The sequence below is a fragment of the Psychrobacillus sp. FSL H8-0487 genome (assembly GCF_038008385.1).
Classification (GTDB): domain Bacteria; phylum Bacillota; class Bacilli; order Bacillales_A; family Planococcaceae; genus Psychrobacillus; species Psychrobacillus psychrotolerans.
Genome location: NZ_JBBOZA010000001.1, coordinates 1,466,263 through 1,480,377 on the forward strand (window position 1 = coordinate 1,466,263; position 14,115 = coordinate 1,480,377).

General features: G+C 36.1%; 22 protein-coding genes. 19 read left to right on the forward strand and 3 right to left on the reverse strand.

The annotated features are described in order from the left end of the window. Window positions 1-12: 12 nt before the first annotated feature. The 14 genes from MHI47_RS07160 to MHI47_RS07225 all read left to right on the forward strand — a co-directional run bounded on the left by MHI47_RS07160 (window position 13) and on the right by MHI47_RS07225 (window position 9,975). A complete protein-coding gene (locus MHI47_RS07160; protein WP_340830238.1) occupies window positions 13-885 on the forward strand; it encodes a phage tail family protein in 873 nt (290 codons plus the stop codon). A 17-nt stretch (window positions 886-902) separates the two neighbouring features. Next, a complete protein-coding gene (locus tag MHI47_RS07165) occupies window positions 903-1,547 on the forward strand; it encodes a hypothetical protein (protein WP_340830239.1) in 645 nt (214 codons plus the stop codon). Window positions 1,548-1,584: 37 nt separating this feature from the next. Continuing rightward, window positions 1,585-4,185 (forward strand): Gp37-like protein, encoded by a 2,601-nt coding sequence (locus MHI47_RS07170; RefSeq protein WP_340830240.1) that lies wholly within the window; start codon window positions 1,585-1,587, stop codon window positions 4,183-4,185. Window positions 4,186-4,199: 14 nt separating this feature from the next. Beyond that, entirely contained in the window at window positions 4,200-5,036 is an 837-nt protein-coding gene (locus MHI47_RS07175; protein ID WP_340830243.1) for a hypothetical protein, read from the forward strand. 20 nt (window positions 5,037-5,056) lie between these two features. Next, window positions 5,057-5,338, forward strand: coding sequence for a hypothetical protein (locus MHI47_RS07180; RefSeq protein ID WP_340830244.1), 282 nt, complete (start codon window positions 5,057-5,059; stop codon window positions 5,336-5,338). 3 nt (window positions 5,339-5,341) lie between these two features. After that, complete coding sequence (locus tag MHI47_RS07185; protein ID WP_340830246.1) at window positions 5,342-5,485, forward strand: hypothetical protein; 144 nt, start codon at window positions 5,342-5,344, stop codon at window positions 5,483-5,485. Continuing rightward, complete coding sequence (locus MHI47_RS07190; RefSeq protein ID WP_340830248.1) at window positions 5,478-5,636, forward strand: hypothetical protein; 159 nt, start codon at window positions 5,478-5,480, stop codon at window positions 5,634-5,636. Before MHI47_RS07185 ends, MHI47_RS07190 begins: the two co-directional genes overlap by 8 nt. A gap of 115 nt (window positions 5,637-5,751) precedes the next feature. Continuing rightward, entirely contained in the window at window positions 5,752-6,285 is a 534-nt protein-coding gene (locus MHI47_RS07195) for a hypothetical protein (RefSeq protein WP_340830249.1), read from the forward strand. Between the two features lie 174 nt (window positions 6,286-6,459). Further along, window positions 6,460-6,843 (forward strand): hypothetical protein, encoded by a 384-nt coding sequence (locus tag MHI47_RS07200; protein WP_340830251.1) that lies wholly within the window; start codon window positions 6,460-6,462, stop codon window positions 6,841-6,843. A 15-nt stretch (window positions 6,844-6,858) separates the two neighbouring features. Next, window positions 6,859-7,119, forward strand: coding sequence for a phage holin (locus tag MHI47_RS07205; RefSeq protein WP_340830252.1), 261 nt, complete (start codon window positions 6,859-6,861; stop codon window positions 7,117-7,119). Next, a complete protein-coding gene (locus MHI47_RS07210) occupies window positions 7,119-7,883 on the forward strand; it encodes a M15 family metallopeptidase (RefSeq protein ID WP_340830253.1) in 765 nt (254 codons plus the stop codon). Before MHI47_RS07205 ends, MHI47_RS07210 begins: the two co-directional genes overlap by 1 nt. 124 nt (window positions 7,884-8,007) lie before the next feature. Further along, a complete protein-coding gene (locus MHI47_RS07215) occupies window positions 8,008-9,081 on the forward strand; it encodes a hypothetical protein (RefSeq protein ID WP_340830254.1) in 1,074 nt (357 codons plus the stop codon). A gap of 25 nt (window positions 9,082-9,106) precedes the next feature. Beyond that, window positions 9,107-9,514, forward strand: coding sequence for a hypothetical protein (locus MHI47_RS07220; RefSeq protein WP_340830255.1), 408 nt, complete (start codon window positions 9,107-9,109; stop codon window positions 9,512-9,514). An 11-nt stretch (window positions 9,515-9,525) separates the two neighbouring features. Beyond that, window positions 9,526-9,975, forward strand: a complete 450-nt coding sequence (locus MHI47_RS07225; RefSeq protein ID WP_340830256.1) for a hypothetical protein — start codon at window positions 9,526-9,528, stop codon at window positions 9,973-9,975. Window positions 9,976-10,024: 49 nt separating this feature from the next. Here the strand turns inward: MHI47_RS07225 and MHI47_RS07230 are convergent, their stop codons facing one another. Next, window positions 10,025-10,789 (reverse strand): ATP-dependent DNA ligase, encoded by a 765-nt coding sequence (locus tag MHI47_RS07230; RefSeq protein WP_340830258.1) that lies wholly within the window; start codon window positions 10,787-10,789, stop codon window positions 10,025-10,027. A 142-nt stretch (window positions 10,790-10,931) separates the two neighbouring features. On the opposite strand from MHI47_RS07230, the gene MHI47_RS07235 reads away from it, so the two are divergent. The 5 genes from MHI47_RS07235 to MHI47_RS07255 are packed head-to-tail and all read left to right on the forward strand — an operon-like array spanning window position 10,932 to window position 13,186. Then, window positions 10,932-11,153 carry a transcriptional regulator gene (locus MHI47_RS07235; RefSeq protein WP_340830259.1) on the forward strand — a complete coding sequence of 74 codons (222 nt, stop codon included), beginning with the start codon at window positions 10,932-10,934 and terminating at the stop codon, window positions 11,151-11,153. Further along, the gene (locus MHI47_RS07240) at window positions 11,150-11,353 is read left to right on the forward strand and encodes a LexA family protein (RefSeq protein WP_340830260.1); all 204 of its coding nucleotides are present in this window, start codon (window positions 11,150-11,152) and stop codon (window positions 11,351-11,353) included. Before MHI47_RS07235 ends, MHI47_RS07240 begins: the two co-directional genes overlap by 4 nt. Continuing rightward, window positions 11,350-12,609, forward strand: coding sequence for a Y-family DNA polymerase (locus MHI47_RS07245; RefSeq protein WP_340830262.1), 1,260 nt, complete (start codon window positions 11,350-11,352; stop codon window positions 12,607-12,609). The genes MHI47_RS07240 and MHI47_RS07245 overlap by 4 nt, the downstream gene beginning before the upstream one ends. Before the next feature lie 11 nt (window positions 12,610-12,620). Next, the gene (locus MHI47_RS07250) at window positions 12,621-12,950 is read left to right on the forward strand and encodes a YolD-like family protein (protein ID WP_340830263.1); all 330 of its coding nucleotides are present in this window, start codon (window positions 12,621-12,623) and stop codon (window positions 12,948-12,950) included. 53 nt (window positions 12,951-13,003) lie between these two features. After that, the gene (locus MHI47_RS07255; RefSeq protein ID WP_340830264.1) at window positions 13,004-13,186 is read left to right on the forward strand and encodes a hypothetical protein; all 183 of its coding nucleotides are present in this window, start codon (window positions 13,004-13,006) and stop codon (window positions 13,184-13,186) included. A gap of 45 nt (window positions 13,187-13,231) precedes the next feature. Here the strand turns inward: MHI47_RS07255 and MHI47_RS07260 are convergent, their stop codons facing one another. Together MHI47_RS07260 and MHI47_RS07265 are read right to left on the reverse strand one after the other, a co-directional pair. Further along, the gene (locus tag MHI47_RS07260) at window positions 13,232-13,798 is read right to left on the reverse strand and encodes a DUF5067 domain-containing protein (RefSeq protein ID WP_340830265.1); all 567 of its coding nucleotides are present in this window, start codon (window positions 13,796-13,798) and stop codon (window positions 13,232-13,234) included. A 78-nt stretch (window positions 13,799-13,876) separates the two neighbouring features. Continuing rightward, window positions 13,877-14,077, reverse strand: a complete 201-nt coding sequence (locus MHI47_RS07265) for a helix-turn-helix domain-containing protein (RefSeq protein WP_340830266.1) — start codon at window positions 14,075-14,077, stop codon at window positions 13,877-13,879. Window positions 14,078-14,115 lie beyond the last annotated feature (38 nt).

The following is a 14,115-nucleotide window of genomic DNA, read 5'->3' on the forward strand; positions in this document are numbered from 1 at the left end:
GGGAGGGTGTACATGAAAAAACTATCTTATACAAACTCAAAAGGGGATTCAATCACTTTTGATCGTCACAATTATCTGTTCACCGCCCTTACTGGTTTTGGTGAGGTTGGGGCAGATATTCAAACGCAGAAAGCGCCATATCAAGATGGGTCAACATTTATCGACGTGGTTCTAAATGAGAGAGCAATTTCGTTTGAGGTTTCAATACTAGGAATAAATGAAGTGGATATTGCGCAGAAACGAACTAAGCTTGCGCAGGTATTCAATCCCAAACTTGGTATGGGAAAGTTATCTTATAAGGTGGGTACGGTTGAAAGAGTAATAGATGTCGTTGTAGAACATGTTCCGACGTTTTTACCAGGTAAGGATGTTAGAGGGAGAAGGTTTCAGCGGTCAGTCATTGACCTAATGGCGCACAACCCATTTTGGAGGACTGAAAATGAGCATGTAGAACAACTAGTAACATTTAGTGGAGGCTTAACTTTCCCATTAATTCTACCAACTATTTTTGGTAATCAAAAATTAGATGCGAAGTCCAGGATTATCGTTAATGATGGTGATTCACCAACACCAATAGAGGCTACTTTTGAAGGTCCGGCAACTTCTCCTATTCGAATCGAGAATGAAACAACTGGTAAATTTATTGAAGTAGCGCAAAATTTATTAGCGGGTGAAAAGTTATGGATAAGTACTGCATTTGGGAAAAAAAGAGTGGAAAAAATAGCGGTTGATGGCACGAGAACCAATGCCTTTAACTATATAAATCTAGCGAGTACATTCTTCCAATTAGAATCAGGTAATAATCTATTAACCTACTCAACTGGTGAAGATTACGAGAAAGCCCCAGTCACAATAAAATTCTATCCAAGATATTTAGCAGTTTAAAAAGTGAGGTGAGATGAATGGCAGAAGAATTTTTTATGTTTGATTCAGTCGATGCAGATCGTGAAGTGACTGCTGCTGATTTTGCAAAATATTATCATGAGCTACTTACTAACGGTGTGTTTTATCGAAACAATTTACCCTCATTAAAAGTAGCAAAAAGTGTTGGGCTAGTTTCCAATATAGAAATAGGCGCCGCTTTTGTGGAGGGCTATCTGTATAGGAATACCGCACCAATTGATTTATTACATGCTACTGGTAACGCATCGTTTCCACGTATTGACCGAGTGGTTGTCCGTTTAAATCGTAACATTGCTAATCGTGATATACGTGTTGTTATTAAACAGGGTATACCTGCAACCACTCCATTAGTTCCTGCACTTGAACGAAATGATTTAGTTTATGAATTAAGCCTAGCACAAGTACGAGTGAACGCAGGAACTCCTGCAATTGCGACTGTCATAGATGAACGATTAGATCAATCATTGTGTGGAGTAGTATCAAGTATTGTTCAAGTGCCGACTGATGTATTTCAACAGCAATGGAACAACTTCATTGGATCTATTCAAACTGGAGCTCCAGCACTCGGTGGAATGTTAATTAGTGTGCAAAATACAGCACCTACAAATCCGAAAAATAAAGATATTTGGATAGATACAAATTAATAGTTTTAAAGTCACAGATTGAAACGAGGTGAAATAAATGATTCGGATATTTTCAGATGGATTTGAGTTTATTACAGAGATTGATGCAATTGAAAGTGTGATGTGGACAAAACGATGGCATAAACAAGGTGAATTCCAAATTGTTGTTAATCAACACATGGAGAATGTGGATGAGTTGTTAGAAGGGCGCATAATTAATATTGGATTGGATAAGACGGGTGTTATTGCTCATATTGAAGAAACAACATCCGAGAACGGTAAAGGTAGCGATCAATTACTTATAAGAGGATATGATTTAAAAGGGTTGATAGCTAAGCGCTTTACTATCCCTCCTGTTGGACAAGCCTATGATGCACAGACATCAAACGCTGAAACATTAATGAAACGGTTTGTTAATAACAATGCAGTCACGACTACACCAGAACGTATAATTCCAAACTTATCAATTGCTCCCAATCTAAATCGTGGGAGCTCTTTCTTTTATCAGACTCGTTTCAAAAACTTAGCTGATGAATTAGAAAAAATAAGTGTCTCGTCTGGAATAGGATGGGATGTTTTGTTTGATGGAACTTCTTATGCGTTTGATGCACTTGAGGGTCGAGACTTAACCAGTATCCAGAACATAAATCCTCCTGTTATTTTTAGCGCTGAATTTGATAACGTAAAATCACAAAAGGTGATTGAATCGGCTCTCGATTACAAAAACGTAGCAATTGTGGCCGGGCAAGGTGAAGGTGCTGAACGTGAAGTAGTTTTAATTGGTAATGCAAGCGGTCTTGCAAGAAATGAGATTTATATTGATGCTCGTGATATCGAAGAAGGTGGAAACCTTTTAGATCGTGGGGAGCAAAAACTAGCTGAATACGCAAGAGTAGAATCTTTTGAAACATCTGTTTTAACATATGGTCCATTTGTTTACGGTCAAGATTGGAATTTAGGCGACATCGTAACTGTTCAAAATGCAAAGAAAACACGTACTGCACATTTACGAGTAACAGAAGTTGTGGAAGTCATCGAAAAAGATGGGTATCAACTAGATGCTATTTTTGGTCAGCCAATGCCTACAATCATCGAGAAAATTAAACGTGAATTAGATGAGCCTGTTTCTGAAGGTGGAACGATAGGCGAAACTGGAACTCCTGGTACAGATGGTGTGGATGGTGTTGGACTTGACTATGTGTGGAATGGAACATCTCTTGGGGTTAAACGTAATGACGACACGAGCTTTCAATACTCCAACCTTATCGGACCTCGAGGGTTGCAAGGGCCACAAGGATTAAAAGGTGATACCGGTTCTTTTGGTCCTCAAGGCATACAGGGTCCTATCGGTGCTACCGGTCCACAAGGATTAAAGGGAGATAAGGGTAATACCGGTGATGTCGGTCCACAGGGACCAATTGGTTTGACTGGTGCAAAAGGCGATATAGGAGCACAAGGACCAATTGGAGCAACAGGAGCAAGAGGTTTACAAGGAATTCAAGGCGTTCAAGGTCCCAAGGGCGACAAAGGCGACACAGGGTTAACTGGACCACAGGGTATTCAAGGTCCAAAGGGAGATACAGGCGACCAAGGTGAGATGGGTCCCCCCGGATCCTCTCAATCTTATGTATTATTTGAGAAAGAATTTGTCACTACAGAAGATCAAGTGTCATATAGTTGGACGGATGGAGTGAATTATCCTGTTGGGATTAGGGCGGTAAATTTATTTGTAAATGGCGAAAGACAACCACAAACTGCTTTTACAGAACACGCAAACGGTAAAGGTATCACCTTGAAACAAGGATTATCTGAAGGGCAATACATTTTAGTTTCAGCTCAAATGGCAGTGGTTGATATACAAGGTCCTAAAGGCGAAAAAGGAGATACAGGTGAAACCGGACCAATCGGACCCATTGGACCACAGGGAATCCAGGGTGTGAAAGGAAATACCGGTTCAACCGGAGCTACTGGTCCGACAGGTCCTATTGGTCCTCAAGGACTCAAAGGTGACATGGGTTCACAGGGTGCTCAAGGTATTCAAGGACCACAAGGTGTAGCTGGTCAAGACGGTAAGACCTGGCACTCAAGCACCGCTATTCCTGCAACCAGTTTGGGTGTAGTTGGTGATTTTCATCTAAATACATCTACCTGGGATATCCGAGAGAAAACAGGAGCTAGCGTTTGGACAGTTCGAGGAAATATTAAAGGTGTTGTTGGTGCAACTGGTGCTCAGGGTCCACAAGGAATTCAAGGGGTAAAAGGGGACACTGGATCTGTTGGACCCCAAGGTCCAATAGGTCTAACTGGTGCACAAGGAATACAGGGAATAAAAGGTGATAAAGGGGATAAGGGTGACGTTGGAGCAACTGGACCTCAAGGAATTCAAGGTTTGAAGGGTGATACAGGTTCTACAGGTGCCCAAGGGATTCAAGGTCCTAAAGGAGACACAGGACCGATAGGACCACAGGGACCCAAAGGGGATAAAGGAGAGCCAGGTGCAGCGGTAGCAGATTCCGTTGAATGGGCGAAAGTGTTAAATAAGCCTAATAACCTTGAAACTACTACCGGTTCACAAGACAAGATTGATGCTTACAAAGCGTATCACGCAGGAACCACCGCACCAACAAATAAAAATCTTATATGGATTGACACAAATTAAAAGGAGTTGAAAATATGGCACAAGATAAATATTGGGACGGTACCAAATGGGTGCCAATCTCTGCATCTTACGAAGAGTTTACGACACATAAGGCAGAAGATGCGATACACCTAGCAACTGGTACTGCTAACGCAATTACAATATTAACAGGCTCAGATTACACCTATGGACAGTTTAAACAACTAAGATTTAAAGCAGTTGCAAACAACACAGGGAATGTAACTATTAATGTAGATGGTAAAGGTATTGTTCCTGCATTAAAGTTTGACGGTACTCAATTAGCTGCAGGAGCCATCAAAGCAAACAAAATCTATGATTGGTACTACGACACTGCAAGTGGTGGACGTTTTTTCTTAATAGCTAAAGCATCGGGAACCGCCGTTGTTGGGGATGTTTTAGCAGGAAAACCTTTCAGCAACGATGATGGTGAGCAAATTGGAACAATGCCTAATAGGGGTAGTGTAGGTACACAAAATCTTACATCTCAAAATGCACAGTACGTCATACCCGCAGGTTACCATAACGGTTTAGGAAAAGTACAAGCCACTTATGAAGCAGGCAGACCCATGCAAATGGGAACATTTAACGGTGCTTCACCAGTTCTCACTATTACTGGATTACCGTTTACTCCAATAAGAGTTATGTTTTTTAACACTAATGGTTACGACTGGTGGGGTCTTGCTGAAAAAACGACACCTTCTCCTAACACTTGGAAGATGGTGTGGTGGAACGTAAGTAATGGTGCTACGGTAGTCAAACTTTCTGACCCTGTAAGTTGGACAGCTAATGGATTTACATTACCTAACGTTTATGTCCCTAATACTATTGGAACATGGATAGCATTTGGTTGAAATATTAAGGAGGAATTAATTTGAAAAAAACATTGATTATTTATGACAAAACGGGATATGTTATGTCAATCAGAAGTGGAGAGCCAGCACCAAGAGAACCTATAGGAGTTCCATTTTTGTGGGTAGATATTCCAGAAGGTAAACAAATAAAAACCACAGACGGAATAGGTGTAGATGTTTCAGTAACACCGCATCAAGTTATTTTAGAGGATATACCAAAAACAGAAGCCGAAATACTTAACGACAAATTAGATAATGCAATATTAGAGTTAACAACTCTTATTTCAATGGGAGGTATGTAATTTATGTTTACCAAAAATAGTGTAATCGTACAAACATGGGTAAAGGCGGTGCGAAATGGTGATAAAGAGTTGTCGGAAGTGCCTAACTTATCTAACCTTGTTGCTGTTGTTACTGAAGTTGTGGAAGGAGGCGAGCCAAATGTTTAATGAAAATAGTGTGATTGTACAAGTGTGGTTTAGTGCAGTTTTGGGCGGGGCATACACATACGAAAAAGTACCGAATCTATCTAATTTACGTGATGAAGTGGGTAAGAAGTTAACGACAATGGGATATGATATTAAAGAAGACGCAGCTTAAGCTAGCGTTATTTTTTATTAAATTCTAATGTTGCTAGCCAATCAAAAAAAATTGTATATAAAACCTTCTTTCGATACCGATATTAGTAGTGTGGTTACTGAGAGTGGGTGATGAGATGGTAATTTTTATTTTTGAAGTAATAAAAGATTTGGATGATTACAAGTGGTTACTAACAATTATTGGTTTTTTGGGTCCTATGATTCTTTTTACGATAAAAACATGGATTGACAATTACAATAATATTCCATTAGAGAGAATACTTACTTCTAATATTAGTAATATAAGTAACGAGATATTTATTATTATTACTATTTTTATAAGTTGTTTTTTCTTATTGTTATTTGGGGTTTCTGATGAAATGGAAGATATGATAGAAAGTTCCTCAGTTAAGATAGTTTTCATCTCTCTTCTTTTCTCCGACTTTATACTTACTGGTGTAATAATTATTTTTAGAAGTATATATTTATATTTTATGAAACCAAAGTATGAATACTTTGTAATGTTCAATAAAACAGATGAGTATTCTGAATGGAAATTAGTAAAACATAGTGGTAAAAGAGGATACATGATTCGAAATAATAAAGGAGTAATTTCATTTATCCAAGATATCTCTACAATTCAATTTAAAGAAGTGAAGAGGAAAAAATAATTATATTTTATATGGAACATCTGTGAAAAAAAGGGCTTTTCAATTATCGCTACAACATATGAGGAACATTATGTGTCGTATCAATAATTAAATAATCAACATCTAGGGCATCCAATTGGGTGCTCTTTTTATTTATAAAAAAGGGGTGAGAGGGTGACACGAGGAGTAGGTTCAATGCAAGAAACCTTTGAAAAGGTTATAAAACATGATGAACTATTTCATGATGAAGTTTTACCGAGATTAAAAAAAGTAGAAGAAGTACAAGAGGATTTTAGATTAGAGATGGCAGAATTTAGAGTGGAAATAGGGAAGATTACTGCATCTCAAACTAGCTTAGAATTGACGGTTATGAAAGACGGTCAACAAACCAGGGACTTACTTGGTAAATTCGTTGATCATTATTTCAGTACAGATGATAAAAAGCTTGTGACGAAAGAAAAGGTCACGATGAGACGACTAAGTAGGACAGAAAAAATTATACTTGGTTTTTTCGCTATTCTCGGTGGATCTGGCGGCGTAATTGCAGGAGTAATAACTATCATGGAAAAATTTCAATAATTGGAGGAATACACAATGAAAATTAACTGGAAAGTACGATTCAAACACAAACCATTTTTAATTGCATTATTCGCTTTAGTGATGTTACTTGTTCAACAGGTAGCATCTTTTTTTGGATTCGATACAACTATTTACAACAACCAGGTAACAGATTTATTTAATACAGTATTAGCAATTTTAGTATTGCTAGGTGTAGTCTCTGATCCAACTACAGAAGGAATGTCGGATAGCAAACAGGCTATGTATTATAACAAACCGCGCGATGAGGTGAAATAATGATTGTATCATTAAAAACACTCATAGATCGCTCTGTTAAACGTTTAGGTAATGTTCATCCACAGATAAAAGAATACACCATTGAACTACTTACTCGATGTTATAAAGAGGGTATCTTAATACAGATTTCAAGTGGTTATCGTTCCAATATAGACCAAGCATATATTTATGGACAAGGTAGACCATCGTACACTTGGAATGGCAAAAAATATGGTTCTAGTGGATCTATTGTTTCTAATGCTCAACCTGGTGCATCCGTCCACAATTATGGACTAGCAATAGATTACTTCCTAGTATCAGATGATGGCAATCAATCATTGTGGACGGTCAACGATAAGTGGAGACGTGTTGGAGCTATTGCTAAATCAATGGGATTTGAGTGGGGTGGAGATTGGACAAGTTTTAAAGATTATCCTCATTTGCAATTCACGAAAGGATTATCTATTGCACAATTAAAAGAAGGAAAACGTCCATCATTCCCACCAATAAAAAAAGAGGAGGTCAAAGAGGTGACAATTACAAAAGGTATCTTCCGTATTAAAACAGGAACATTTCCAAATGCTCGAGCATTCGGAGATGCAGCGGAAAAAATTAAAGCTGATTTTGGGATGTTGATATATGAGGCTGCTGATACTACTTCATTCAATCCTAACTATCGTATTTACACCGGAACATTTACTACAAAAGAAGCTGCAGAGGATGCAGAAGCGAAGATTAAAGAGAAATATGGATGGATCACCTATCTGATTGATGAAACAAAATAATTTTATTGTTGCCCTGCCTACTTTATTGTGGGTGGGGCTTTTTATTGTGATGATTTTTGTCGAAATAATGCTTTACTACTATTTTGTTGATATATTAGAAGTATACAGAAAGGGGTGCTAAATAATGTTTACAATTAAAGATACTATGTTTGTTCAAGATTTATTTAAGCTAACTAAACCTAAATTAAAAGAAATAGCTACAAATTTAGACATTGACTCTACTTTAAACAAGAACGAGCTTGTAATTAGGATAAATGAAAAAAAGGATGAGTTAACTACTACGGCTACAAAGGTTATTGAGGAATCAATATTGGCAACCAAGTCTACTGCAATAACTTGGTTTAAGTTTGATCCAAAGTTGACTCATGATGAGTTTAAAGATTTAGTTATTGAAAACACTGCATTTAATCCGTTTGAAGAAACTAATCAATACGATGAAAACAATCTTACTACGGAACCTACACTTTTGGTAGCATCATCTAGAGAGGATCAGACGGGTGTTTATTTACGATTTATTTATAAAAGTGGCGTAAGATACGAAACTACACCTACTTCAATTCGTCCTGTGTCCAGAGCAACTATTTCTACTGTTTATTATGATGTTGAAATGGGGATATTAGAAGTAAGAGGAGATACAAAAAAGTCATTAGAAATAGCTAGAACTGTCGCACAAATGTTAAATTTACAAGTTACTATGGAACCAGTTGAAACACCATTTAATCAAGAAATCGGTAGTATAGCTGATCAATTAGGTGGAAAGCTAATAGAAACTACTTCTAAGCCAGAAATATATTTTGAAGAGTTTAGTGAAGATGAGCTAAATTCTGTTTTTGGAGTGCTTCACACTTTAGATGAATATATGCAAACAAAAGATTCCAGTGCATTAGAAGTGCAATTACAAGCAGTATCCGATTCTTTTGGACAAGGGGAGGCAATGGTACCATTTGCAGCTCTAGTGTTATCGGGATTAGAAACGGTTGGTGTTGCAAGTAGTAGCGAAATAAGAACATTGCCTCTTTTTAGTTATTTAGAACCACATCTACAACATCAAGGTGGATTTATCAAGTTTCCTTATACAATTAGGAATGTAGAAGAAACATTTACCATAAGAATAGGTATGAATACAAATAGTGTGGTTTTTGTATCACAAGTAACAGAAGAAATAATTGACTTTGTTAGACGGAATGTTATTATTTAATTAATTCTCTAAAGGAGGTTAGATCATGACAAATAAGTTTGTATTAAGAGGGGAAATTGAAAAATTTCTAGAAATTTTGTCTATAAGTCGTGTAGACAGATTTTATCCTACAGCTTTGTCTAAATATCTCAATATACCTCCTAGTGAAGCGTTTAATTATTTATTAGAACGTGCAGGAACTGGTGACCAGCTACTTTTAAAGTGGGAAGTAAGATGCCCAGAATGTAGTCGAACACTTGAAATAACAGAGCAACGTGATTTAATTAATGAGTATGAATGTAATTGTGGAGAAGAAATTGAAATTACAATGAAGGATTTATATCCAGTATTTCAAATTAATCCTGAATATAAAGCATATATAAAAGATGAAAAAAAAAAAGTTCAGTACTGGACAACTCCACTGAAAATATTGGATTATCCCCTAGTATTTTAAACGGGAGTTCAATGGATTTAGAGAGTTTAGTAAAAGATGAGTCATACTTTTCGGGAAAAGCAATGTCAGTACTTAAAGAGGCAGTTGTTGTATTTAATTTAGCAGAAGGGGGAATTATTATGGCTGAAGAGTTTAATGATAGAAAGATACTAGGTAGTTTCAATAATTCAGAGCTATCTGGAAATAATGCAATTCAATCTGACCATGTTACCCAATCACAACAAATAAGTAAGGGTGAATATGAAAAAGCTTTCGATGAGTTGAATGAATTAATAAAGGGTCTCTCCGATGAAATTGTTAAAGAACAGGCTGAGTTGTTTTCTGAAACATTGAAAGAAGCGTTAAAGGCAAAAGATAAGTCTAAAGGCGAGAAGGTTATTAAGTTCTTAGTTACTACTTTAGGTTTAGTTACACCATTAGTAACAATTGCACGACTCACAGGAATTCCACTGCCTAATTAATATTTCAAGAATGAAAAGCGACCTACTCTTTATTGAGTTGGTCGCTTTTTTATTCTATAGAAATTATTAGAGGTATACGTAACTTACCTGTACTAGTCCATCCTCTCGCTTTCACTTTGCAATTATAAGGTGTAGTCATTGAAATCAACTTTTCTCTAACTTCCTTAGTAAATCCGATTGACACACTTCCTATATAACTTCCATCCACACTTCTTAGTTGCACAGTTAATGGACCAAATGTAACCTTCGAAACAATACATTCGTGATAACTCCAATTAATAATTTTCCTCCAATTGTCAGAACGTTTGCCAGTTAAATATGGTGTTTTTAAACGTTTAGCTACAATACCTTCCATTTTGTTTTCTTTCATTAAATTAAATACCGCTTCGCCTTCAGTGTATATGTAAGGTACTAAATTAATATGTGGTACATCTATATTTGATAAAGCTTCAGTGAGTATTCCTTTTCTTTCTTCCAGTGGGTACCTTGTAACTAATTCATTTTTATAGGTAATAATATCAAAGGCCATAAACATTATTTCTTGGTCTAGATTTCCACTAAACCGAGACATTACGCCTTCAAAATCATCTGGTGCTACAGTTCCAGGTGCTATTAGTTCTCCATCGAGTAATACTTCAGGACCTGAAAATTTAAGTTCTGGGAAACGATTTGTTGTAATTGTGCCATGACGTGTATATGAGAAGTTATTACCTACTAAAAGTCTTATTCCATCGTATTTAGGTTCATAAATCCAACCTTCTTCTGAACTAACCTTATCTTGATACTTTAAAAGCATTGGTTTCACGGTTTTCATAATGCTTCATCCACCTCAACATATATTATTTCCAATTAGAAAAATTACAATACATAGGTGATGTGAATGAAATTAGAAAAATTTACTTGTTGTAAAATCAAACGAATGTTCGTATACTAAACAAAAGAAGGAGGGAACAAGTGTGCGTATAAATCTAATGAAATGTATGGAACGGAATCAGCTAGTTGAATTAATGTATTTGGATTCTAAGGGGAATATAAGTCAAAGACGAGTGAAGGTCCTAAAGATTCAAGGTGATATTTTTCAAGGGTTTTGTTTTAATCGAAATGCTAAACGTACTTTTATTATTAATAATGTGCTCGCATGTGTTCCCATAATTCATAAGGAGCGTGAAGTTGTATGAACAAACGTCAATTGCAAATTTATGAGTACATCAAACACTTTTTAGCTGAAAATAAATATTCTCCATCAATGAGAGAGATCACTGCAGCAGTTGGTCTAAAATCTGTTTCATCCGTACATGGTCACCTGGACAGACTGAGAGAGAAAGGCTATATCGATTTCATAAACTCATCCCCAAGAACTTTACAAATAATCCGATGATTGATTATAGCAAACTACCTAACCGTTCCATTGCTTGTATCGATATGATGAGTTTTTATGCGTCCTGTATTGCAGTATTACACGACTTAGATGTTAGGACAGTACCTATTGCAGTCGTAGGGAATTTAGAGCAAAAAGGCTCTGTAGTATTGGCTGCATCACCTGCAATGAAAAAGAGATTTCGAGTAAAAACTGGAACACGACTTTATGAAATACCTAATCATCCAGACATAAGAATATTCGAACCTAAGATGCAGTACTTTCTCGATATGTCGATGGCAGTTACTAATATCCTCCACAAATACGTACCTCCTGAAGCGGTTCATGTTTATAGTGTGGATGAATCCTTTATTGATCTTACTGGTACTGAAAAACTTTGGGGACCACCAGAACGGACTATTAAAGAAATACAAAAAGAAATATTAGAAACCTTACAATTACATTCAACAGCTGGTATGGGTCCCAATATGTTAATGGCAAAATTAGCACTAGACCTAGATGCAAAGAAAACAGGTTTTGCTAAATGGAGCTATGAAGATGTTCAAACAAAACTATGGCCAGTAACTCCGTTAACAGAAATGTGGGGAATTGGTAGAGGTACTGAAAAAACATTAAATAATATGGGGATTTTTAGCATAGGTCAGTTAGCTAGAACACCTTTGGAAATATTAGAAGAAAAATTTGGTGTTATGGGTAATCAATTATTTCATCATGCACACGGAATCGATTTATCAGATATGGGCTCGCCTATAGAGGACCGACAAGTCAGCTTTGGTAAAAGTCAAATCCTCATGAGAGACTATACGAAAATTGAAGATGTAAAAGCAGTCATACTAGAAATGTGTGAGGATGTAACAAAGAGAGCAAGAGATACTTTCCAATCAGCTAGAACTATTTCATTAGGAATTGGTTATAGTAAAGATGCTTTTGGTGGAGGATTTCAGCGATCTCGAACAATTCATGAGGCCACGAACGATACCATGAAAATATATAATGTCTGCTTAGATTTATTAAAAGAAAATTATAATAGAAATCCTGTTAGGCAAATAGCCATTTCCATAACAAAATTAGAAGATGAACATTCCATGCAGCTTAACTTTTTCGAAAAGGACAATTGGAAAATACGAAAACTAGCTACTGCAATGGATAACATTCGAAATAGATTTGGTTCCGCCTCATTATTAAGAGCGGTATCCTATACTCCTGCAGGTACAGCGGTTAAAAGGTCGAAAATGGTTGGTGGCCATAAAGAATAGGAGGACTTTGTTTGATTAGAGATCGCGGTATGATGAAATGGCAAGGCATGATGTTAACGGAGCATGTAGCGATGTTGAAAGAATATAACCAGGAAATTAAAAAAGATCCTAAACCAGAGCTAGACGAATGGGACTATGATGCCATCCAACATACTTTAGATGCTGCTATTAAAAGTAAAGCGGATACGAAAATTAAAAGATGGAAAAATGGAGAATTTATTTATAATAGAGGAACAGTAGAAAGTGTGGATTTACAAAGAAGAGTAATCGAACTTGATGATCCATTTTATTTATTAAAATTAAATTTAGACGAAATAGTAGATGTAACTATAATGGATTAAATAGAAGGACTTTCCTTCCCCCTATCGAATAGATACTCAAAGGGGGGAGTTAAGTGAAAAAATATGAAGTCAAAGTTACTTTTTATAACGGACAAAGGTATGATTTTGAAACTAATTCAGATGTACGGAGTTTAAAGCCCATTGATATAAATGGCGCACGTATGATTATGACAGAAGAAGAAGTTGCAATTAATATTATTCATATTAAAGACATGAAGGTAATTGAACGAACTTAATATTAGTATAAAACCACCAACCAGATTAATGGAAGGTGGTTGTTTTTATTTTATATTGAAATCTTGTCTGCCTAATTCGTCGCCGCCAATACCTTGATTAGCAACTAATGTGACAGGTGTTTCTAAGTCATCTAATTCATATGCCATTGCATTCTTAACAGTACCATCCTTTTTTATAGATTCCATTTGAGAGTCTAAAAAAGCTTCATCTGGAAGTGAACCTACTTCTAATTCGTTTATAGAATTAGGATTATTATCTTGGATAACTGTGAATACAGCGAACCATGCAGTCATTGGGTCAATATCTTTGTCACTTAAATTTGTTGTATCGTACCAAATAGCGAATACCGGTTTTTCACTATATTCATTTCCTGGCTCACCTGGTTGAATTACTTTTGTTTCAGTAATATTTATTTTTAAGTCGACTAATTTAGCTTCATTATCCTTAAAATAAACATCACTAGTGGTTTTTTCAGTAGTTTCTTTTTCCTCTACACTTGTATTAACTGGAGTGGCTTCTTCTGTTTCTTTGGTTGTTTTTTCATCATCACCACATGCGCCAAGTAGCAACATACTAATGACAGCGGCACTAAAAATTATTTTATTTTTCATATACTTATTCTCTCCCTTCATTACTCATCTTAGTAGATTTGTAATTGAAAGTACATAACAAAAAACAGACAACTTTAATTAGTTATCTGTTTTTTTAAATAGAATTTCTATTTGCATATCCAATGCTTCAGCTATCTTTTCTAAATCAGCAACGGAGTATGAGCCACTAGCCATTTTCTTAGATAGGTTTGATTGAGTCATACCAATTTTTTCTGCTAGTTGTGTAGCGTTAATTTCCTTGTCCACTAATAACTTCTTTATTTCCTTAGTTAATTCCATCCTCTCACTCCTTAATTATTCTTATTAAAGATATTATA

Excerpts from the sequence above, each read along its gene's own strand:
- MHI47_RS07195 (WP_340830249.1), top strand. The coding sequence starts at position 5,752 with ATGGTAATTTTTATTTTTGAAGTAATAAAAGATTTGGATGATTACAAG.
- MHI47_RS07225 (WP_340830256.1), top strand. The coding sequence starts at position 9,526 with ATGGATTTAGAGAGTTTAGTAAAAGATGAGTCATACTTTTCGGGAAAA.
- MHI47_RS07175 (WP_340830243.1), top strand. The coding sequence starts at position 4,200 with ATGGCACAAGATAAATATTGGGACGGTACCAAATGGGTGCCAATCTCT.
- MHI47_RS07215 (WP_340830254.1), top strand. The coding sequence starts at position 8,008 with ATGTTTACAATTAAAGATACTATGTTTGTTCAAGATTTATTTAAGCTA.
- MHI47_RS07230 (WP_340830258.1), bottom strand. The coding sequence starts at position 10,789 with ATGAAAACCGTGAAACCAATGCTTTTAAAGTATCAAGATAAGGTTAGT.
- MHI47_RS07245 (WP_340830262.1), top strand. The coding sequence starts at position 11,350 with ATGATTGATTATAGCAAACTACCTAACCGTTCCATTGCTTGTATCGAT.
- MHI47_RS07210 (WP_340830253.1), top strand. The coding sequence starts at position 7,119 with ATGATTGTATCATTAAAAACACTCATAGATCGCTCTGTTAAACGTTTA.
- MHI47_RS07165 (WP_340830239.1), top strand. The coding sequence starts at position 903 with ATGGCAGAAGAATTTTTTATGTTTGATTCAGTCGATGCAGATCGTGAA.
- MHI47_RS07185 (WP_340830246.1), top strand. The coding sequence starts at position 5,342 with ATGTTTACCAAAAATAGTGTAATCGTACAAACATGGGTAAAGGCGGTG.
- MHI47_RS07205 (WP_340830252.1), top strand. The coding sequence starts at position 6,859 with ATGAAAATTAACTGGAAAGTACGATTCAAACACAAACCATTTTTAATT.
- MHI47_RS07170 (WP_340830240.1), top strand. The coding sequence starts at position 1,585 with ATGATTCGGATATTTTCAGATGGATTTGAGTTTATTACAGAGATTGAT.
- MHI47_RS07265 (WP_340830266.1), bottom strand. The coding sequence starts at position 14,077 with ATGGAATTAACTAAGGAAATAAAGAAGTTATTAGTGGACAAGGAAATT.
- MHI47_RS07190 (WP_340830248.1), top strand. The coding sequence starts at position 5,478 with ATGTTTAATGAAAATAGTGTGATTGTACAAGTGTGGTTTAGTGCAGTT.
- MHI47_RS07260 (WP_340830265.1), bottom strand. The coding sequence starts at position 13,798 with ATGAAAAATAAAATAATTTTTAGTGCCGCTGTCATTAGTATGTTGCTA.
- MHI47_RS07160 (WP_340830238.1), top strand. The coding sequence starts at position 13 with ATGAAAAAACTATCTTATACAAACTCAAAAGGGGATTCAATCACTTTT.
- MHI47_RS07200 (WP_340830251.1), top strand. The coding sequence starts at position 6,460 with ATGCAAGAAACCTTTGAAAAGGTTATAAAACATGATGAACTATTTCAT.
- MHI47_RS07220 (WP_340830255.1), top strand. The coding sequence starts at position 9,107 with ATGACAAATAAGTTTGTATTAAGAGGGGAAATTGAAAAATTTCTAGAA.
- MHI47_RS07240 (WP_340830260.1), top strand. The coding sequence starts at position 11,150 with ATGAACAAACGTCAATTGCAAATTTATGAGTACATCAAACACTTTTTA.